Source organism: Paludisphaera mucosa (assembly GCF_029589435.1).
Lineage (GTDB): Bacteria > Planctomycetota > Planctomycetia > Isosphaerales > Isosphaeraceae > Paludisphaera > Paludisphaera mucosa.
Genome location: NZ_JARRAG010000002.1, coordinates 1 through 15,922, shown reverse-complemented (window position 1 = coordinate 15,922; position 15,922 = coordinate 1). Strand labels below are relative to the sequence as shown.

16 protein-coding genes and 1 tRNA gene are annotated in these 15,922 nt (G+C 69.4%); 6 read left to right on the top strand and 11 right to left on the bottom strand.

Annotated features, from left to right (window positions below):
* The first annotated feature begins 43 nt into the window (after positions 1 to 43).
* Complete coding sequence (locus PZE19_RS09515; RefSeq protein ID WP_277860371.1) at positions 44 to 415, top strand: DUF3024 domain-containing protein; 372 nt, start codon at positions 44 to 46, stop codon at positions 413 to 415.
* Between the two features lie 34 nt (positions 416 to 449).
* On the opposite strand, the gene PZE19_RS09510 is transcribed toward PZE19_RS09515, so the two are convergent.
* Together PZE19_RS09510 and PZE19_RS09505 are read right to left on the bottom strand one after the other, a co-directional pair.
* Entirely contained in the window at positions 450 to 1,382 is a 933-nt protein-coding gene (locus PZE19_RS09510) for an alpha/beta hydrolase family protein (RefSeq protein ID WP_277860370.1), read from the bottom strand.
* Positions 1,379 to 3,004: a glycerol-3-phosphate dehydrogenase/oxidase gene (locus tag PZE19_RS09505; protein ID WP_277860369.1), complete on the bottom strand. Its 1,626-nt coding sequence runs from the start codon at positions 3,002 to 3,004 to the stop codon at positions 1,379 to 1,381. Before PZE19_RS09505 ends, PZE19_RS09510 begins: the two co-directional genes overlap by 4 nt.
* 273 nt (positions 3,005 to 3,277) lie before the next feature.
* Here PZE19_RS09505 and PZE19_RS09500 point away from each other — a divergent pair, with 273 nt between their 5' ends.
* Positions 3,278 to 4,939, top strand: coding sequence for a flagellar biosynthesis protein FlhF (locus tag PZE19_RS09500; protein WP_277860368.1), 1,662 nt, complete (start codon positions 3,278 to 3,280; stop codon positions 4,937 to 4,939).
* Between the two features lie 109 nt (positions 4,940 to 5,048).
* Here PZE19_RS09500 and PZE19_RS09495 read toward each other — a convergent pair whose 3' ends face one another.
* The gene (locus tag PZE19_RS09495) at positions 5,049 to 5,861 is read right to left on the bottom strand and encodes an SAM-dependent methyltransferase (RefSeq protein WP_277860367.1); all 813 of its coding nucleotides are present in this window, start codon (positions 5,859 to 5,861) and stop codon (positions 5,049 to 5,051) included.
* Between the two features lie 43 nt (positions 5,862 to 5,904).
* A complete protein-coding gene (locus PZE19_RS09490) occupies positions 5,905 to 6,228 on the bottom strand; it encodes a winged helix-turn-helix transcriptional regulator (protein ID WP_277860366.1) in 324 nt (107 codons plus the stop codon).
* 200 nt (positions 6,229 to 6,428) lie between these two features.
* On the opposite strand from PZE19_RS09490, the gene PZE19_RS09485 reads away from it, so the two are divergent.
* From PZE19_RS09485 to PZE19_RS09470, 4 genes are all read left to right on the top strand, one after another.
* Complete coding sequence (locus tag PZE19_RS09485; protein WP_438269970.1) at positions 6,429 to 7,064, top strand: NADPH-dependent F420 reductase; 636 nt, start codon at positions 6,429 to 6,431, stop codon at positions 7,062 to 7,064.
* Between the two features lie 243 nt (positions 7,065 to 7,307).
* Positions 7,308 to 7,613, top strand: coding sequence for a hypothetical protein (locus PZE19_RS09480; RefSeq protein ID WP_277860365.1), 306 nt, complete (start codon positions 7,308 to 7,310; stop codon positions 7,611 to 7,613).
* Between the two features lie 493 nt (positions 7,614 to 8,106).
* Positions 8,107 to 8,460 (top strand): transposase, encoded by a 354-nt coding sequence (locus PZE19_RS09475; protein ID WP_277860364.1) that lies wholly within the window; start codon positions 8,107 to 8,109, stop codon positions 8,458 to 8,460.
* A 21-nt stretch (positions 8,461 to 8,481) separates the two neighbouring features.
* On the top strand, positions 8,482 to 8,946 hold the full coding sequence (locus PZE19_RS09470; RefSeq protein WP_277860363.1) for a transposase: 465 nt from the start codon (positions 8,482 to 8,484) through the stop codon (positions 8,944 to 8,946).
* Between the two features lie 18 nt (positions 8,947 to 8,964).
* Here PZE19_RS09470 and PZE19_RS09465 read toward each other — a convergent pair whose 3' ends face one another.
* From PZE19_RS09465 to PZE19_RS09435, 7 genes are all read right to left on the bottom strand, one after another.
* Positions 8,965 to 11,088, bottom strand: a complete 2,124-nt coding sequence (locus tag PZE19_RS09465) for a M56 family metallopeptidase (protein WP_277860362.1) — start codon at positions 11,086 to 11,088, stop codon at positions 8,965 to 8,967.
* Entirely contained in the window at positions 11,085 to 11,468 is a 384-nt protein-coding gene (locus tag PZE19_RS09460) for a BlaI/MecI/CopY family transcriptional regulator (RefSeq protein ID WP_277860361.1), read from the bottom strand. Before PZE19_RS09460 ends, PZE19_RS09465 begins: the two co-directional genes overlap by 4 nt.
* A 1,073-nt stretch (positions 11,469 to 12,541) precedes the next feature.
* Positions 12,542 to 13,153 carry a hypothetical protein gene (locus PZE19_RS09455; RefSeq protein ID WP_277860360.1) on the bottom strand — a complete coding sequence of 204 codons (612 nt, stop codon included), beginning with the start codon at positions 13,151 to 13,153 and terminating at the stop codon, positions 12,542 to 12,544.
* Positions 13,154 to 13,250: 97 nt separating this feature from the next.
* Positions 13,251 to 13,324: transfer RNA gene (locus PZE19_RS09450), tRNA-Val, on the bottom strand.
* A gap of 105 nt (positions 13,325 to 13,429) precedes the next feature.
* A complete protein-coding gene (frr, locus tag PZE19_RS09445) occupies positions 13,430 to 13,990 on the bottom strand; it encodes a ribosome recycling factor (RefSeq protein WP_277860359.1) in 561 nt (186 codons plus the stop codon).
* Between the two features lie 138 nt (positions 13,991 to 14,128).
* On the bottom strand, positions 14,129 to 14,905 hold the full coding sequence (gene pyrH, locus PZE19_RS09440; RefSeq protein WP_277860358.1) for a UMP kinase: 777 nt from the start codon (positions 14,903 to 14,905) through the stop codon (positions 14,129 to 14,131).
* 115 nt (positions 14,906 to 15,020) lie between these two features.
* Positions 15,021 to 15,617, bottom strand: coding sequence for a translation elongation factor Ts (locus tag PZE19_RS09435; RefSeq protein WP_277860357.1), 597 nt, complete (start codon positions 15,615 to 15,617; stop codon positions 15,021 to 15,023).
* Between the last annotated feature and the right edge of the window lie 305 nt (positions 15,618 to 15,922).

Here is a 15,922-nt window from a genome sequence, read left to right as displayed (position 1 = left end):
GACTCGAAGTCGCGGGGGGCCGGATCGCACCGGATCTCGAATCATGAAGACCAGCAAGACGGGCGGGCCGAAGTCCCGGGGCGGCGGCAAGGCCGGCGGGGCCGGGGTGGCCGTGGCGGAAGAAAAACCGGTGATCCTCGATTTCGTCGAGAGTCGGATCGCGGCGTTCAACGACAAGCGCGGCGGGGGCGTGGGCGTCCGCAAGGACCGCCACGGCTACACCCTTTTCCTGGAGGACTGCGGCGAGCCGATCGCCCGACTCCGGCCCCGGGCCGACGGCCGCTTCGCCGTCCTCTACTGGAGCGTCTTCAGCGAGCGCTGGCGGACGATCGGCGACTTCGGCGACGTCATCCTGGGCCTCGACGACGCGTTGGAATACATCGTCATGGACCCGATGGACTGCTTCTGGCGCTGAGCACGCAGGTGAAGGGTCGTTGAGCCGGGAGGGCTCACTCCGAGGACGCGCGTCTCACCTTGCGGAAGAAAGCGAGGATCTCCCGGATCGCCTCCGGCACCGAGGAGGAGTGGTCGCCCGGCACCTCGACGGCCGCTGCATCGATCCCAGCCCTCTCGGCCAGCATCGCCGTCCGGCGGGTGCCGCCTTGCACCCAGAATTCGTCCTCGCCGCAATACAGTCGGACGGGGCACTTGAAGCTGGCCGCGTAGGCGACGGGAGAACGGAGCCGGACCTCGGCCTCCGAGGAGGCTTCGAACGGCGCGGGCGTGCGGCTGACCTGGAGGTAGGCGATCAGGTCCGGGGAGCCCGACATGGAGGCTGCGGCGCGGAACCGCGGGGAGGCCGACGCGGCCATCATCGCCAGAGTTCCCCCGACGCTGTGGCCGGCCACGAACAGGTTTTCCGGATCCACATCCGGCGCCGCGGCCAATGCCTCGGCCGCGGCGAGCACGTCGTCGACCTCGTCGTAGAAAAGGGAGAAGTCCCCCGGTTGGCCGTTCTCGCCGCGCAGGACGGGCGTCATCACGACGTAGCCGGCGTCGCGGAAGGGGCGGCTCATCTCCCAGTGCCCCTCGCCGAAGGCGAACCCGCCGTGGAGGAAGAGGACGGCCGCCCTCCTCACGCCGTCGGGCGCGGGCCGGCTGCGGTAGGCCCGCAACCGCAGGCCGCCCGAGCGATACTCGACCGCCTCGGCGTCGGCCGGGGTCGCGAGCGGCTCGCCCGTCGAGGGCGACGGCCCGCGACGGACCAGTCGGGTCGAGAATCCGGCCCGGGCGCGGGCGAAATCCTCGGACCTGAGTTCGAGGCCGGGCGTCGGGCGGGGCAGGTCGAGGTCGCCGGACGGCCGCCCTCCACAGTCGAGCGACACAAGTCCGAGGGTGATTCCGACGACGAGCCCCGCACACGCCGCCTCTAGTCGGGTCACGACGGATGCCCGCGGGTCGGGCGCGTCGGGATCGCATCGCCGGCCGGCGGGAGATAGGTCGCGGCCAATGCGCGGAAATCGGCGACCTGCCGGTCCTGCCAGGCCTGGTCCTCGCCGAGTTCGGCGGCCATGATCTCGGCGACGCGGGGCGCGACCTCGATGCAGGCGCGGGCGTCCAGGAAGAGGGCCCGGGTGCGGCGGGCCAGGACGTCCTCGATCGTGCGGGCCGCCTCGTGGCGGACGCCCCAGATCACCTCGACCTCGACGTAGGGCAGGGCCGCGTGCAGCTTCCGCCCTGCTTCGGGCGACCGGGCGATCAGCTCCTTCAGGTCGGCCAGTTCCGAGCCGTAGATCGCCAGCGTCTCCTCGCGATCGGCGAGGTGGTCGGTCCAGCCGTGGAGGTGCAAATTCTCGGTCGCGCACGGCTTGCGAGCCAGCGCGCCGACCTCGGCCGCGTGGTCGACGGCGTCGCAGGCCATGACGCGGTAGGTCGTCCACTTGCCGCCGGTGACGGTGATCAGCCCCGAGTCGGAGACGACGACGGCGTGCTCGCGCGAGAGCTTCTTGGTCTGGCCGCCGCGGCCGACCTCGGAGTTGATCAGGGGCCGGAGGCCGGCGAACTGGCTCTTGACGTCGGCGGCGGTCGGCGTGCGGGTCAGGTGGCGGCCGGCGTGCTCCAGCAGGAAGGCCAGCTCCTCGGCCAGCGGCCCGGGCTCGCGGGGCGTCTGCGAGAGCGGGACGTCGGTCGTGCCGATGAGCGTGCGGTGGTGCCAGGGGATCGCGAAGAGAACCCGGCCGTCGTCGGTCTTGGGGATCATGATCGCCGTGTCGCCGGGCAGGAACGACCGGTCCAGGACGATGTGCGCGCCCTGGCTCGGAGCGAGGAGCGCCGAGGCGTCGGGCTGGTCGAGCCGCCGTACGGCGTCGGCGTAAACCCCGGTGGCGTTGACGACCGCTTTCGCGCGGATCGCGAACTCCTCGCCCGTCTCGGCGTCGCGCGCCCGCACGCCGACGATCCGGCCCAGCTCCTTGACGAGCCCGATCACGGCGACGTGATTGAGCGCCGAGGCCCCCAGGCCGACCGCCGTCCGGGCCAGCGCGACGGCCAGGCGGGCGTCGTCGAACTGGCCGTCGATGTAGAGGATGCCCCCGCGGAGCCCCTCGCCGCGGATCGTCGGCGTCCGTTTCAGCACGTCCTTCCGCGAGAGCCAGCGCGAGCGGCCCAAGCTGAGGCGGCCGGCCAGGCGGTCGTACAGCCAGAGCCCGACGCCGTAGAACGGGATCTGCCAGTAGCGGTACGCCGGGACGATGAAGTCGCGGGGGTGGACGAGGTGGGGAGCGTTCCGGGTCAGCAGGCCGCGCTCGTGGAGCGCCTCGCGGACCAGGGGGATGTTCCCCTGGGCCAGGTAGCGGACGCCGCCGTGGACCAGCTTGGTGCTCCGGCTCGACGTCCCGTGGGCGAAGTCGAGCGACTCCAGGACGAGCGTCTTGTAGCCCCGTGCGGCGGCGTCGACGGCGGCCCCGAGGCCCGTCGCCCCGCCGCCCACGACGACGACGTCCCACGTCGTCCCGGCCCGGAGGCGCTCCAGGTTCTCCCCGCGCGAGAGCGTGTTCGGCGACATGGCCGTCCCATCGTGTACCGGAACGGGAAGGCCCTCGCGACCGACGCGCGCCGAATCCCCGATCCTGCGATTGTCCGGTCCCGGGGCCGTCTTGGCTAGACGCCGCGAAACGCCGCCAGGGGGCCGCGTCCGGAATCGCTCAAGTTCGGGCGCGAAAAGGCCGACAGCCGCGATTGACCGACCCGATCGACGGTCGTATGATCCGCCCCGCTCCGACCGGCGACGGTCGAGATGCGCTTCGAGGATCGAGGAAGACGAAACGGAGGTCGTCACATGGGCGTCGCACTGGGATGGCTGGCCGTGGCCCTGGCCGCTTCGGGTCCGGGGGCCCCGCCGGAGGAGACGAAGCCGCAGATCACCTACCGCTTCCGGATGGTGGAAGTGAAGGGCCTCGCCTGGCGCGGGACCGGCCTCAAGCCGGTCGCCCAGCACAACGCGGTGAGCGTCTGGACCACCCCCGACGACTTCCTCGACCGGCTCCCCGCCGAGGCCCAGGCCGTCGCCGCCGACCCGGCCGAGGTCAAGGGCCCCGCCCAGGCCCCCGTCCACCTGTCGACCTGCAAGAGCCAGGAGTTCGTCACCCAGGTCGTCTGGAAGGGCAAGGGCAAGGCCCCCCGGCCGGTCACCGAGAGCGTCCGCGAGGGCGTCGTCGCGACCGTCGTCGGCCGCCGGATCGACCAGGGCGTGCTCGCCCAGCTCGTCATCGACGACGTCGACGTCCGCAGCGTCCACACGATCGCCTCGCCGACCGTGAAGCAAGCCCGCCGGCCGGAATCGGACGCGAAAGTGGCTCTGGCCGAGATGCGAGCCGACGCGCCATGCCCCTTTCAGGCGCTTCAGGCCGCCGAGCTGCACCACGGCGTGTCGGTGACGGTGAGCGCCTCGATGGACCTCGACGCCAATCCCGACGAGGCCGCGAAGCCCGTGACCAGCATCAGGATTCCCGCCGACTGGTTCCCCAGCAAGTCCGTCGCGATCGTGAAGTCCGCCGCGATCGCGACCCGGTGCCGGCACGACTCCGCCTGCTGCCAGGCCTCGACCGCCGGCGCCGGCGCGGTCCACGCCTGCGAGGTCAAGTGCGACGAGGGACGCACCGCCGACGGGAAAACCACGCCGAGCTGCAAGCTCTCTAAGACCGCCGCCGCGAAGACCGACGCCTCGACCGCCCGCGCGGGCTGGAAGGCGTCGGGCGAGGGGGGCGTCCAGATCCCCGAGGTCGGTCGCGCCTCGGCCGCCGGCGAATGGCTGATCCCCGACGGCGAGGTCCTGGTCGTCGGCTTCGGGCCCCACACCGTGGCCGACGCCGAGGGCAAGGCCGTCGTCCGCGAGCACCTGGCCGTGATCTCGGCCGAGGCCGATGACGACGATGATCAGCCGGCCGCCGTCCCGACCCGCCACGAGCCCCCCGCGGCCGTCCCCGCGACGCCCGAGCGGCCCGAGGCCCCGCGCACCGCGGCGGCCCTCCCCGAGCTGCCCAGCCGCTCGCTGCCGCAGGGCGTCCACGCCGACGGCACCCCCGCCGCGCTCCCCACGCTCCCCGAAGACGAGCAGCCGGCCGAGCCGGCGTCCGACGAGTCGTCCGAGCCCCTCGCCAGCCCCCAGTCGCGCCGAAAGCCGGCGACGCCTGCGTCCGATCCCGAGGCCGAGGCGGCCCCCAGCACGCCGGAGGTCCCGAAGTCCGAGGCCAAGAAGACCGACATGAAGGCGATCAAGTCCTCCTTCATGCCGGCCCTCAAGAAGCTCCAGGGCCTTCCGCCGCTCAACAACCTGATCGCGTCGGGACTCTTCCCGTCCCCGTTCCAGGGCGCCCAGTTCCTGGTCCCGCTCAAGCCCCTGGCCCTCAAGCTGCCGTTCAACCAGAAGCTCGAATTCGAGCTGGTCGGCCGCGTCGTCAACGACCCCGAGGCCGCCGCCCAGTTCTTCGCCGGCAACTGACACGACCGGGCTGCCGCTCGATCCCGATTCCGGAGCCCTCGGGGCCCGTCTCCTGCGACGGCCCCCGAGGGCTCCTCGGCGTTCGAAAGTTACGCTCAGGAAAACCAACTCACTCCGAGTCGCGGAGCAGGGGCTTCTTCTCATATTGCGTGGGGACGGACGTGATCGGCTCCGACGGCTGCGCCTCGGCACGGCGTCGTCCCGCCACGCGGACGTAGCCCAGGTAATCGCCGGCGTCGGCCTCGATCGCCTGGACCTCCGTCACGTTCTCGGGGGCGACCAGGCCGAGCCAGTCCAGCCAGCGCCGCCAGCCTTCGGGGAGGGCGTCGGCCGTCGCGACGTCCACGATGCCGGTCCGCTCCCAGTGCCGTCGCCACCAGGCCGCCGAGTGCAGGCACCACAGGTCCGGCGTCCACCATCCCCGAAGATGAGCGGGGACCTCGCCCTCGATCTCTCGGATCAGGCCGGCCCCGACGATCCCCAGCTGGCCGCCGGGCTTCACGAACCGCGCGAGATAACCGAGGTACTGGTCGTCGGTGCCGTAGTAGGGGAACGAGTCGATCGACACGATCGCGTCGAAGAACTCCGATGCGAAGGGGAGCGAGCGCGCGTCGACGTGGAGCGGGAAGACCCCGTCCTCGACCCCCGCGTCGCGGGCCCGTTGCAGGTTCTCCGAGACGCTGAACCAGAGGTCGGCGGCCCAGACCTGCACGCCGAACTCGCGGCGCAGGAAAATCGACGACATCGCGCGACCGCAGCCGAGATCCAGCACGCGCATGCCGGGTCGCAGGTCGAGCGCCCCGGCCAGCCACTCGGTCATCCATAGGGGGTTCGCCGCGCCGCCGACCCCGGCGAGCAGCCACTCGGGGTTATAGGCCGAGGCGCGGGGGAACCGGTCGGAGATCAGCCGCTCGTCCGCCATCACGGGAATCCTCCCTCGGAACTGGCCTTCGCAGGCTTGGGAATCAGGACGACGCCGGATTTCTCGCTCGATGTCCGGCGCCCCACTCCGCCATCGCGGTCAGGATCGGCTTCAGGCCCTCGCCGTACGGGGTGAAGGCGTATTCGACGCGGGGCGGCACGACGGCGAAAACTTCCCGTCGGACGATCCCGTCCCGCTCCAGCTCTTTCAGATGGTCGGTGAGCATCTTCGGCGTCACCTCGGGGATGGCCCGCCGCAGGGCGCTGAATCGCCGCGGCCCGGCCTTGAGCTGGAAGAGGATGAGCGGCTTCCACTTCCCGCCGATCACATCCAGCGTCGTCCGGATCGGGCATTCGGACTCGTCCATCGCGGTATCCTTTTCGTGCCTCGGCCACTTCCTCGACACTCCTTCTCCCTCCCAGAACGGGATGATACAAGACCCGACGTCCCGGAGGGACCGGGGATCGGCGGGAGGAGAAGGTCGTCGAGATCGTCCGCCGTCAGGTCGCGCGTGGGCGAGATGACGGAGTCGAAAATCGGCGACCTGGTTCGCGCAGGGACACGATCATGAAAATCGCGATCATCGGGGCGGGTCAGGTCGGCGGGACGCTGGGGAGGGCCTGGGCCGCGGCCGGCCACGAAATCGTCTTCGGAGTCCGGGACCCGGCCGGAAACAGGGTCGCTTCCGTCGTCGCGACGACCGCCGGCCGGGCCCGCGCGGCCGGAGTCGCCGAGGCGGCGGCCGGCGCGGAGGTGGTCGTCCTCGCCACCCCCTGGCCGGCGACCGAGTCGGCGGTGCGGGAGGCCGGCGACCTGTCGGGAAAGGTGCTCATCGACTGCACCAACCCGCTGGCCGACGACCTGTCCGTCCTGCTCGTCGGTCGGACCTCCTCGGGCGCGGAGTTGGTGGCGACCTGGGCGCCGGAGGCTCGCGTGGTGAAGGCGTTCAACACCACCGGATTCGAGAACATGGCCGACCCCGACTTCCACGGCAGGCCCGCGACCATGCTCATCGCCGGCGACGACGAGGCCGCGAAGGCGATCGCCTGCGGCCTGGCCCGCGACGTCGGCTTCGACCCGGTGGTCGCCGGCCCGCTGACGATGGCTCGTCTCCTCGAACCGATAGCCTTGCTCTGGATCAATCTCGCTTTATTCCGAGGTCATGGGACTCGCGTCACATTCCAGCTCGATCGGAAAGCATGAGGTCCAGGAGGATACAATTTTCGCCGATCAGCCGTCGCGGAGGTCGGCACGAGTGCGGGCCGACCGGGGTCTTCGGGATTGTTAAGAAGAGTCCATGCGTATGGGCGAAGTCGTTATGTTTGCCAATTTCGGAGGATTTGTTTTGTCCGCTAGCGGACATAAAGTATGCTGGCCATACAACGCTCGATGTGCGAGGCTGCGGCTCGCCCAGGCGGTGCCATCAACCCTGAAACGAGGCGAGGCGTGCCGATCTCGACGGGCCGGCTCTACTCCCAGTCCGGCGTCGATCGCGACGGGCCGGCCGATTGGATCGATCTGCAAACGCTCGAAGGCCGTCGACTCGGGGCCTGCGCGACGATCATCGCGGTCACGGAGATCGTCGAACGCTTCCCCGGGCAGACCTTCCGCGCGGTCACGTGGCGCGCGGGACGGCCGGTCGGCCGATACCTGGTTCGCGCGATGAGGTCGAGGTGGGTCCAGTGGAAAGACGAGGCGTCCGCCGGGCGGCCCTCGCAAACCATGCCGCTCGATCTCACGGCGGGCGATTAAAGCTCACCCGGATGAGCCCCTACCGATCGGCGTTTGCGGCCGGGCGCAGGCCTTCTCAAGTTTGGCCGACGACGACAAGGCCGCAGGTCTCCATCCTCCATCTCTCGCTCGTTTCGAGACCCGAGCCGCCGTCGCGTTCCGCCTCCTCCGCACTGAACCGCCGGGCCGCCACGGGTCAGGTGACGTCGTCGTCGGCGGGCCTAGCGCGGCGAAGCCGCCCGCGTCCCGCCGGCGCCGAGCGACCGACCCCCCGGAACCGTCCGCATCTGGCTCGTGGTGAGCGCGCAGCGTCGCCGCGACTGGACCCTCCCCGCCGGCCACGGCCCCACCGGCCGCGGATGGGGCCGGGCGGTGAGCCGTCGGGCGTCCGGTAACTCATCTCCCCAAACGAGCCGCCCTGAGGGCCTCCATGCGCTCGCCCTGGGCCGCTCGGGGCTGAAACTGGTATTCAGAGTCTGTTCCAAAAGGGGTTCGGGCGACGTAACCTGACGGGATGGAACGCAAGCCCTACCCCAGCGACCTGACCGATGCGCAATGGCGGCTCATCGCGCCGCTGACCCCCGGTGTGAAGCCCGGCGGGCGGCCGCGCAAGTACGACATGCGCGAGGTGATGGACGCCCTGCTGTACGTCGACCGCGAGGGTTGCTCGTGGCGGGCCCTGCCGCACGACCTCCCGCACTGGAAGACCTGCTACAACTTCTTCCGCCGCTTCGAGTCCGACGGGACCTGGGACTCCCTGGTCGCGGCCCTGCGGGTCGCGGTCCGGAAGAAGCTGGGACGCGACCCGACGCCGAGCGGCGCGTGCATCGACAGCCAGTCGGCGAAGACGGCCTCCGGCGGCGCGTAGGTCGGGGTCGACGGCGGGAAGATGGTGCGGGGCCGGAAGCGGCATGTCGTCACGGACACGGTGGGCCTGCTGCTGATCGTGGTGGTGACGGCGGCGAACGCCGACGACGGGGCGACGGCGCCGCGGCTGCTCGCCGGCCTGCCCGCGGCGAGCTTCCCGCGGCTGTCGGTCGTGTGGGCCGACCGGAAGTATCGCAACAACAAGCTGGACGAATGGCTGGCGGGACAACGCCGCCTGCGGCTGGAGATCTCGTCGAAGCCGGAGGGGGCGATCGGGTTCAAGCCGCTGAAGAAGCGTTGGGCGGTGGAGCAGACGTTCGGCTGCATGCTCCGCCTGCGGCGGTTGGTCCGCGACCTCGAGAGGCTGGCGACGACCAGCGCGGCGATGGTGAAGCTCAGCGCGATCCATAGGATGGTCCGCCGAGCCAGCCCGCCGCGCGGTCGAAAGAAATTCCGCTTCAAGCGGCCGCCCAAGGCGGCCGCTTAAGCCTTATGGAACAGACTCTCAGTTGACGACCCCGGCGGCGAACAGCCAGGCGAGGTCGGCCAGCGACCCGGCGCCGGTGGATTGCAGGAGGACCGAACGACCCTCGCCGGTGACCTGCGTATTCCTGAAGAACTCCCGGGTCATCTGCTCCGCTTTCGTCACCTCGGGCCGAAGGGGAGTCTTCGACGGCGCATGCGCCTCGATCTGTCGTCTTACCTGGTCGAAGATGTCCGTAACCGCCCGGACGGTCGAGCCGCTCGCTTCAGCATCCGGGCACGTCCCGACGGCCCGGAATCGGATCTGTTCGTCGTCCTCGAGTCCGATCGCCCAGAGGTCGGCGTGCTCGAACGCGGGGACGGGGTCGATATCGAAGTCCGTCGGGTCGTCAGTCCGGAAGACCTTCGTCAGCTTCCCGCCGCGGTTGTCGAGGCCGACCACCAAGAGGCCGCCGAGCAGCCGGTCCCAATCCTTCCCCTGCGCGAACACGGAAGTGGGCGGTGCGGCGGCCCGATCGCGATGGAGGAGCTTGAGCATTCGTTTCTCCGAATCGGCGGGACGCTCCTCTCCGGAAACCACCAGGGTCCGCTCGTCGGGGCAGAAGAAGAACGCGTCGAGTTTGGTCGGCAAATTCGTCACGCGGAAATAAGATCCGTTCCCGTCGCGGACCTCTGAGACGACCGCCCCGAACAGCCGGAAGACGGCCTTCCAGTCCACCGGTTCGGCCGTCCTGCACGTGAGCCTGGTGACGAAGATCCGCCCGTTCGGCTTCGGGCCGTCCACCCGAGCAATTCGTATGTCGGCCGTGACCTGCTCGAACATCTCGACCTTCGGGGCGGTCTGGCCGGGCTTGGTCGGGTCGAACTTGAATTGGTTCGCCGCGAGCGCCCACTGCTGGCCGATCGCCAGGTTCAGCATGGTGCGGTAGAGCTCCATGCCGGCGAGCTGAAAGGCGGCCGCGGGGCGGAACGCGACGAAGCTCTGCGAATCCTCGTCCATGACGTACGACAGGTCGAACGGCTCGGCCGCTCGCCGCGCCGCGTCCGCGAAGGGCTGGCCGTCGCGGTCGTCCGCACGGGCCGGCCCGTGCAGCAGCGAGGCGACGATCGCCGCGGAGAGCATAAGCGAGGCCGCCGACGCCCGATGCAGACCCGCCCAGGGGCGGCACGGAGATTTCTTCTCGTCACGCAACATGTCGATCCTCCTGATCAAGGTCCCCTTCACCGGCAGGAACGCCCTGGCCGGCCAGCATGGGGGACGTCCGTCCTGTCGAAGAGCCAGTCGAGACAAGCTGTGCAAATACCGATCGTTCCCGCCCGAGAACTTCGCCCCAAGGGCGTCGGCGGCCAACTCCTGCTCCAACCGGAGGCGGGCGGCCAACCAGTGGACGAGGGGGTTGTAGAAGTACAGGGCCTGGGCGGCACGCGCCACGACCCCGGTGATGTAATCCTCGCGAAGGATATGGGCCAGTTCATGCGACAGTACGGCCCGACGCGCGTCCTCGTCCCACGACCGCCAGTCATCGGGCAGCAGGATCACGGCGCTGCGCCATCCCGCCGTGGCCGGGGCGGTCAGTTCGGCGGATTCGCGGAACTCGACCCGCTTCTTGCATAACATCTCGGATCGTACCTCCGAGAGGAGACGCAACAGCTCGGCGTCGTCCACCCGACGGCTCCGCACCCTGACGAGATGGACGGCCCATAGCCCGGCGAGCAGCCGGAGCACTCCGCAGGCGATACCTGCCAGCCCGACGACGGCCAGCATGGAGGCCCAGCTACGGCAGATGTCCGCAGGGGCCGCCGCCGTCCGATCGAGGTGACTCCACGCCTCGCGGATGCTGGATAGCAACGGCCGACGGTCGCCGGAGAAGGCCTGCGGCGCGGGGTCGGCGACGCCGCGGGCCGAGCTCGCGTTCACGGCGGGCGGGACATTCACGTCGGCGATAGGCGTCGGCGAAGACGCCCGGGTCCGCATGGCCATCGACAGCAGCCCGACAGCCAAGGCGAGGCCCAGGCCCAGCGAGGCGGCCCAGGCGCCCGACGCCGGGCTTCGTCGGGAAGCACGAAGGTAGATCGCCGCGGTCGTCGCCAGCACGAGCGAAGCCTGGACCGCGGACCAGGCCAGCATCAAGCCGAGATCCGTCATCGTCCTCGCTCCTTCAAGACTTCGCGAAGCATGTCGCGTTCCTCATCCGTCAAGGCGCGTTGTTCCACGAGCTGCTTCAGCAACTGGGCGCGGGAACCGCGAAAGACGCGATGGACCAGGTCGCTCAGGATGCGTCCGGATATCTCCTCGTACGACCGGATGGCCCGGTAGCGGAAGGGCTTGTCATCGTTAATCTGTCGCAGAAATCCCTTGTCGGCCAGCCCCCGCACGAGGTTGGCGATCGTCACGTATGTCCTGTCGAGCCCCGACCCGGCTAGGCGATCGCGAGCCTCCGCCGCCGTGGCGTCGTCGTAGCCCCAGAAGGCCTGCATGACTTCGAGTTCCCGGTCCGTCAGGTCTTTCGCTGGCGGGCGTCCCATGCCGGTCTCCCCTGGCCGATTTGGTATTCCAAATTTGGTTTTTAAAATCTATCAGGCTCGGTGATCGAGTCAACGCCAGCTCCTCCGAAAAACTGCGGGCCAGGGCGATGCCTCCGGCCCGTGCTCTCGTGAACCGAGCCCCTGAAGGGTCTCGGCCGCAAGCGGCTTCGATCACTATCGCAGAAGCGGGTCCGTTCCCTCCCCCGCTTTGCAAGGGTTACGCGAGTCGTCGGGCCATCTTCCTCCGCTAAAGCTCCGTGCAGACGGCCCGCCGCCCCTTGCAAATCTCCCTCTCCCTGCTCGCCGCATGGCAGAAGGTCAGGCCGCTTGAGCGGACTGACCTTCATTAACCACCGGAGCAGGAGCACCCCATGTCACAACCCAGATTCCCCCTCGGCTAGGTCGTCGTCACACCTGGCGCCGCCGCCCTACTGAACCACGGCCAAATCTGCGGCCTGCTGGCCCGCCACGTCTCTGGCGACTGGGGCGAAGTCCTGCCGGAGGACGCGGAGGAGAAGGAGCGTTCCGTGAAGGAGGGGTTTCGGATTCTCTCGGCCTACAAGGAGGACGGGACGTCGTTCTGGATCATCACGGAGGCCGACAGGTCATCGACCACGATCCTGCTGCCCAGCGAGTACTGAGAGACTGTTCCGAAAGGCCGATGGGACCCGCCTCCCGACGGCCTTCCCCCCTTGCGGGGGAAGGTGGCCGGAACGGCCGGATGAGGGGGAAGACGAGCAGGCGGCCCTTCCCTTAAGAAGAGGCCGGATCGCGAATTCCGACGGCGTCCTTGCTGGTCGTCCCCCTCATCCGACCCCTGCGGGGTCTGCCTTCCCCCGCGAGGGGGGAAGGCCGTGATACGGGAATCCAACCGACCTTTTGGAACAGTCTCTCAGTCGGGATGGAGCGGAGCCAGGGGGCTAAGGCCACCTGAGCGGCCGGACCGATGAAGATTGTCCGGGTATTGCCGTGATGGGCCGTCCTGTGGCTGACGGGGCGGTAATCGCAAACCTTGCTTGACGTCGCCAGATCGGCCGTGCGCAGCATGCACACTTCGCCCGGCCGGGCTCCGGTCAGGCGCTGGATTTCGACCATCGCCCGGACCTGGCGGGGCAGGTGGGGGAGGGTCGCTTCGACGACGGCGTCGGAGACCGGCTTGACCGGCGCGGATTCCCGGGCGCCCGCCGTCCCCCGGCGGATGCCTTCGACGGAGCGAAGGTTTCCCAGGTCGAAGCCGAGACGAGTTGCTCCGAGACCCCCCACTTGAACATGCGGACGATGGACCGGACGCGTCGGTTGACCATCGAACGGCAGTTGCCGGAGTCGATGACGCGAGATCGGATCGCCTTGAGCGCCAGGGGGCCGAAGTCGGCGGCGGGCAGCATGTCGTACAGTTCGCGGACCGGCTTGAGCGCGTGCCGTATGCTGGCGGGCTCGCCCGAAGAAGAGCGGGCGTCGACATGAGCCAGGTAGCGGACCAGCAATTCCACCACCGTGATGGGCTCGGCGTCCACAGGCTCACGGCCGTTCGTCAACCATTCGCTGACGACCCGATCATACGTCCGCTTGCTGTCATCGGAGCCGTGGGCCCCGAGATAAATGTCTCGGCCGTTCAGAGTGGCGACGGCCTGGCCGCTAGGCTTGTGAAGCCTGCAGGAAGGGGTCCGGAGAGTTCTCGCGTGCAAGGTGGGCAGCCTTCAATTCGGTAATTACCGAATTGGGCCGCACCACCTGGCAACGGTAGATAAGCTCGAAAGTGAGCCTTAGGCGGAGGTTACGGAGTGGGCGATACAGGATTCGAACCTGTGACCTCATGCGTGTCGAGCATGCGCTCTAGCCAACTGAGCTAATCGCCCGGGGTTTTGGGGAGCAAGTCGCCCCGGGGAAACCTAATATAGAGGCCGAGGGGCGGTGGGTCAAGAGGGCGGTCGGGAAGAAGCGGCGAGGCGCGGGGGCGGGGGTCAGAACTCCATGATCTCGCCCGACTTCCTCTCGGCCAGGTCGTTGACCTTGCCCTCGAACTTCTTGGTGAGGCCCTGGATCTCGTCCTTGCACGAGGCGACGTCGTCCTCGGTGAGGATCTTGTCGGTCTGCTCCACGTCGGCCTGCTTGTTGGCGTCGCGGCGGATGTTGCGGATGGAGACGCGGGCCTCCTCGGCCAGGTCCTTCACGCGGCCGACGAGCTTCTTGCGGTTCTCGACCGAGAGCGGCGGGATGTTCAGGCGGACGGCCTTGCCGTCGGAGTTGGGGGTCAGGCCCAGGTCGCTGGTCTGGATGGCCTTGACGATGTCGCCGACGACGGACGGGTCGAAGGGGCGGATCAGGATCTGCTGGGGCTCGGGCGTGCTCAGGTTGGCGAGCTGCTTGAGCGGCGTGAAGGAGCCGTAGTACTCGACGCGGACCGACTCGACGAGGCCGACGTTGGCCCGGCCGGTGCGGATGCCGCGGAGCTGGTCGGTCAGGAGGGTGACGCTCTTCTCCATCCGATCTTCGGCTTCCAGGACGATTTCTTCGATGCTCATCGGGACGACTCCCTGGCTTGGCGGCGGTCGCGTTGGGATCGAATCGGATCCGATCGGGGGGGCGGGGCGGGGCGGACCGGACGGTCGCGGGATCATCTTAACCGCGGCCCGGGCGTCCGGAAAAGGCCCCGGGGCGCCTCAGGCGTCGGCGGCGGCGCCGGCGCGGGGGCGGGACTTGGCGGCGACCCAGGTGCCGAGGGGCTCGCCGCAGACGGCGCGTTCGATGTTGCCGTCCTTCTTGAAGTTGAAGACGAGGATCGGCAGGCGGTTCTCCATGCACATGCCGATGGCCGTCATGTCCATGACCTTCAGCTCGTCGCGGAGCACCTGGTCGTAGGTCAGCGACTCGTAGAGGATGGCGTGGGGGTTCTTCTCGGGGTCGGCCGAGTAGACGCCGTCGACCCGGGTGGCCTTCATCAGGACCTCGACGCCCAGCTCCTTGCCGCGGAGGGCGGCGGCGGTGTCGGTGGTCACGAAGGGGCTGCCGGTGCCGGTCGCCAGCACGACGATCCGGCCCTTGGCCAGGTGCGAGAGGGCGCGGCGGCGGATGAACGGCTCGGCGATCTCGTCCATGCGGATCGTCGTCAGCAGGCGGGTCTCGCAGCCCTGGTGTTCCAGGGCGTCCTGGAGGGCGAGGCCGTTGATGACGGTGGCCGTCATGCCCATGTAGTGGGCGGTGGCCTCCTTGATGACGTCGGAGCCCCGGCTGAGCTGCGCTCCGCGGAGGATGTTGCCGCCGCCGACGACCACGGCGATCTCGACGCCGAGCGAGGCGACCCGCGAGACCTGCCTGGCGATCCGGCTGACCTCCTCGACGCTGATGCCCCCCTCGCCGGGGCGGCAGAAGCCTTCGCCCGAGAGCTTCAGGAGGATGCGGCGGAAGGCGGGCTTCCCGGTCGAGACGCTGGAGTCCATGTCCTGTCCCTTCGTTGCGATGCGACGCGGCGGGTCCGTCCGACCTCGGGGGCGGGGAGTGAGGGCCGCGTCGGACGCGAGGGCGGCTCGCGTCCGACGCGTCGAGGGGGGCGGCTCAGCGCTCCTCGCCGACGATGAAGCGGGCGAAGCGGGCGACCGAGATGTTCTCGCCGGTCCGGGCGTTGACGGCGATGATCACGTCCTTGACGCTCTTCGAGTCGTCGCGGATGAACGGCTGGTCCATCAGGACCGACTCGGCGTACCACGAGTCGAGCTTGCCCGTGGCGATCTTCTCCTGGATGTTGACCGGCTTGTCGCCGACCTGGCTCATGAAGATCCGCTTCTGCTCGGCGACGGCCTCTTCGGGCACGTCCTCGCGGCGGACGTACTTCGGGTTGGACGCCATGACGTGCAGGGCGAGGTCCTTGGCGAGCTGCTTGAACTCGTCGTTGCGGGCGACGAAGTCGGTCTCGCAGTTCAGCTCGACCAGGACGCCCGACTTGGAGTCGTGGTGGATGTACGCCTCGACGCGGCCGGCCTTGGCGGCGCGGCCGGCGCGGAGCTCGGCCTGCTTGAGCCCGCGCTCCTTGGCCAGGGTCTCGGCCTTGGCGAGGTCGCCGTCGGCTTCGGTCAGGAGCTTCTTGCACTCCATCAGGCCCAGCCCGGTCTTCTTGCGGAACTCGTTGACAGCCTGAGCCGTGATCGCGGCCATCGAAATCTCTCCTCTGGCGTTCGTATGTCGAATGTCTGATGTCTTGATGCGGTGTCGGGCGGCCGGCCCGGTCGCGGCGTGCGGGGGCGGGACGTCGGCGGCGCCGCCCCGCGCCGGGGCGTTCCCGGGCGCGGGGGGCGCGACGTCCCGACGGATCAGGCGCCTTCGCCGGCCGGGGCCGGGGCCTCGTCGGGCGTCGGGGCGGCTTCGGCCGGGGCCTCGACGGGGGTCGGGGCGGCTTCGGGCTCGGCGGCGGGGCCGGCTCGGGCGCGGCCATGATACGGCGACCACCGAGATCTACACCC

Coding starts and splice junctions, on each gene's coding strand:
- PZE19_RS09470 (WP_277860363.1), top strand. CDS start 8,482: ATGGTGCGGGGCCGGAAGCGGCATGTCGTCACGGACACGGTGGGCCTG.
- pyrH (WP_277860358.1), bottom strand. CDS start 14,905: ATGGACTCCAGCGTCTCGACCGGGAAGCCCGCCTTCCGCCGCATCCTC.
- PZE19_RS09475 (WP_277860364.1), top strand. CDS start 8,107: ATGGAACGCAAGCCCTACCCCAGCGACCTGACCGATGCGCAATGGCGG.
- PZE19_RS09515 (WP_277860371.1), top strand. CDS start 44: ATGAAGACCAGCAAGACGGGCGGGCCGAAGTCCCGGGGCGGCGGCAAG.
- PZE19_RS09435 (WP_277860357.1), bottom strand. CDS start 15,617: ATGGCCGCGATCACGGCTCAGGCTGTCAACGAGTTCCGCAAGAAGACC.
- PZE19_RS09485 (WP_438269970.1), top strand. CDS start 6,429: ATGAAAATCGCGATCATCGGGGCGGGTCAGGTCGGCGGGACGCTGGGG.
- PZE19_RS09465 (WP_277860362.1), bottom strand. CDS start 11,088: ATGACGGATCTCGGCTTGATGCTGGCCTGGTCCGCGGTCCAGGCTTCG.
- PZE19_RS09460 (WP_277860361.1), bottom strand. CDS start 11,468: ATGGGACGCCCGCCAGCGAAAGACCTGACGGACCGGGAACTCGAAGTC.
- PZE19_RS09500 (WP_277860368.1), top strand. CDS start 3,278: ATGGGCGTCGCACTGGGATGGCTGGCCGTGGCCCTGGCCGCTTCGGGT.
- PZE19_RS09490 (WP_277860366.1), bottom strand. CDS start 6,228: ATGGACGAGTCCGAATGCCCGATCCGGACGACGCTGGATGTGATCGGC.
- PZE19_RS09495 (WP_277860367.1), bottom strand. CDS start 5,861: ATGGCGGACGAGCGGCTGATCTCCGACCGGTTCCCCCGCGCCTCGGCC.
- frr (WP_277860359.1), bottom strand. CDS start 13,990: ATGAGCATCGAAGAAATCGTCCTGGAAGCCGAAGATCGGATGGAGAAG.
- PZE19_RS09505 (WP_277860369.1), bottom strand. CDS start 3,004: ATGTCGCCGAACACGCTCTCGCGCGGGGAGAACCTGGAGCGCCTCCGG.